General features: G+C 68.0%; 2 protein-coding genes and 2 pseudogenes. All 4 read left to right on the plus strand.

Annotated elements, in window-relative coordinates:
* Window positions 1-232, plus strand: a pseudogene (locus tag BN903_RS17450) (DNA primase); the annotation flags it as partial.
* A 116-nt stretch (window positions 233-348) separates the two neighbouring features.
* Window positions 349-1,638, plus strand: a complete 1,290-nt coding sequence (locus BN903_RS09560; protein ID WP_048077524.1) for an adenosylhomocysteinase — start codon at window positions 349-351, stop codon at window positions 1,636-1,638.
* Window positions 1,639-1,738: 100 nt separating this feature from the next.
* Entirely contained in the window at window positions 1,739-1,888 is a 150-nt protein-coding gene (locus BN903_RS17455; protein WP_195155772.1) for a hypothetical protein, read from the plus strand.
* A gap of 55 nt (window positions 1,889-1,943) precedes the next feature.
* Window positions 1,944-2,155: pseudogene (locus BN903_RS09565) on the plus strand (endonuclease NucS domain-containing protein); the annotation flags it as partial.

The raw sequence follows: 2,155 nt of genomic DNA on the forward strand, positions 1-2,155 counted from the left end.
GGGCGTCGGCAACGGCAGCGACGACGGCGAGCGCGGCCCGCCGGACCACGCCGGCCCGAACGGTGACGACGCCGAGGACGACGAGACCGAAGCGGACGACACGGAAGAAGAGGACGCGGAAGAGGACGACGCGGAAGGAGACGACGACGATGACGACGACGCGGACGACGAAGACGACGAGGACGGCGAGAGCGGCCCGCCGGACCACGCCGGCGGCCCGGGCGGTAACTGACGACCCGACTCGGCCGTCCGCGCGGTCGCGCGGACGCCGACGAACTGACGGCACTCCTTTTTCACGCGTAGACCGGTGTCGGCAGGGTTTAGTGCGCCGTGAGCGAACCAAGAGGTATGAGCGAAACCGCGTATCCGCCGGTGTCAAAGCACCTCTCTGACGTCGAAACCGCCCGAGAGGAGGGACGCCGGAAGATGGACTGGGCGCTCCAGCACATGCCGATACTGAACGCGCTCCGCGAGGAGTTCGCCGACGAGCAGCCGCTCGCGGGCGAGACGATCGCGATGGCGATGCACGTCGAGGCGAAGACCGCGAACCTCGTCGAACTGCTCGCCGAGGGCGGAGCCGAGGTCGCGATCACCGGCTGTAACCCCCTCTCGACGCACGACGACGTGTCGGCCGCGCTCGACACCCACGAGTCGATCACCTCCTACGCGGTCCGCGGCGTCGACGACGAGGAGTACTACGACGCGATGCACGCCTGTATCGCCCACGAGCCGACCATCACCGTCGACGACGGGATGGACATGGTGAAGCTCGTCCACGAGGAGTACCCGGACCTGATCGACTCCATCGTCGGCGGAGCCGAGGAGACGACGACGGGGGTCGACCGCCTGCGCGCGATGGACGCCGACGGCGAGTTACACTACCCGGTCTTCGCCGTGAACGACACGCCGATGAAACAGCTGTTCGACAACGTCCACGGCACGGGCGAGTCGTCGCTCGCGACCATCGCGATGACGACGAACCTCTCGTGGGCCGGGAAGAACGTCGTCGTCGGCGGGTTCGGCCAGTGCGGGAAAGGCGTCGCGAAGAAGGCCTCCGGCCAGAACGCGAACGTCATCGTCTGCGAGGTCGACCCCCGCAAGGCGCTCGAAGCCCACATGGAGGGATACGAGGTGCTGCCGATGGTCGAGGCGGCGAAGAAGGGCGACGTGTTCATCACGACGACCGGCAACCGCGACGTGATCACCCGCGAGCACTTCGAGGAGATGAACGACGGCGTCCTGCTCGCGAACGCCGGCCACTTCGACGTGGAAGTGAACCTCGATCACCTCGACGACCTCGCGGTCGACCGCTACGAGGTCCGCGACGGCGTCGAGGGGTTCGAGATGGAAGATGGCCGCGTCCTGAACGTCATCGCGGAGGGCCGGCTCGTCAACCTCGCCGCGCCCATCGCGCTGGGCCACCCGGTCGAAGTGATGGACCAGAGCTTCGGCGTTCAGGCGGTCGTCGTCCGCGAACTGGCCGCCAACGGCGAGAGCTACGACGCCGGCGTCCACGACGTACCCGACGGGCTCGACCGCGAGGTCGCGGACATCAAACTCGCCGCCGAGGGCGTCGAGTACGACGACCTCACCGACGAGCAGCGCGAGTACATGGGCAGCTGGGAGCACGGGACGTAACGCCACCAGACGGGGACCGGAGTCGACCGATCGGACGCCTCGGTTTGATCGGTTCGGTCCCGTTCGACCACCTTTTGTGCGACGCGGCCGTATCGGGTTCATGAACCTGACTGCGGTGTTACACGCCGGATTTGGTGTCTCGGTGCTGGCCGGAATCCTCGTTTCGGACACGACGCTTCGCATCGCCGCCTTCGCGCTCGGGGCGGTGCTCTTCGTCGCCGGCATCGCGGTGTCGCGGCGGAGCGACTGAAGCGAAGCGGACCCGGCGCGCGCCCTTTTTCAGCCGCGACCGCCTACGGGGTCCAGTGACAGTCACGAGCGTCCACGACCCGAGCCACCGCGAGTCCCTCTGGGAACTTGAGGACGCCTTCGAGCGGGGCGACCTGATCAGCGTGTTCGGTCGCTGTACGGTCTCGTACGAGGGCCGCGCCGCCTCGGATCTGGGGGCCGGCGACCGCCTGCTCGTGTTGAAGCCGGACGGCGCTGCGTTGGTCCACACCGACGAGGGCCGCCAGCC

It is taken from the genome of Halorubrum sp. AJ67 (assembly GCF_000513435.1).

Bases quoted from the DNA above. Each gene is read 5' to 3' on its own strand.
- BN903_RS09560 (WP_048077524.1), top strand. From the start codon at position 349: ATGAGCGAAACCGCGTATCCGCCGGTGTCAAAGCACCTCTCTGACGTC.
- BN903_RS17455 (WP_195155772.1), top strand. From the start codon at position 1,739: ATGAACCTGACTGCGGTGTTACACGCCGGATTTGGTGTCTCGGTGCTG.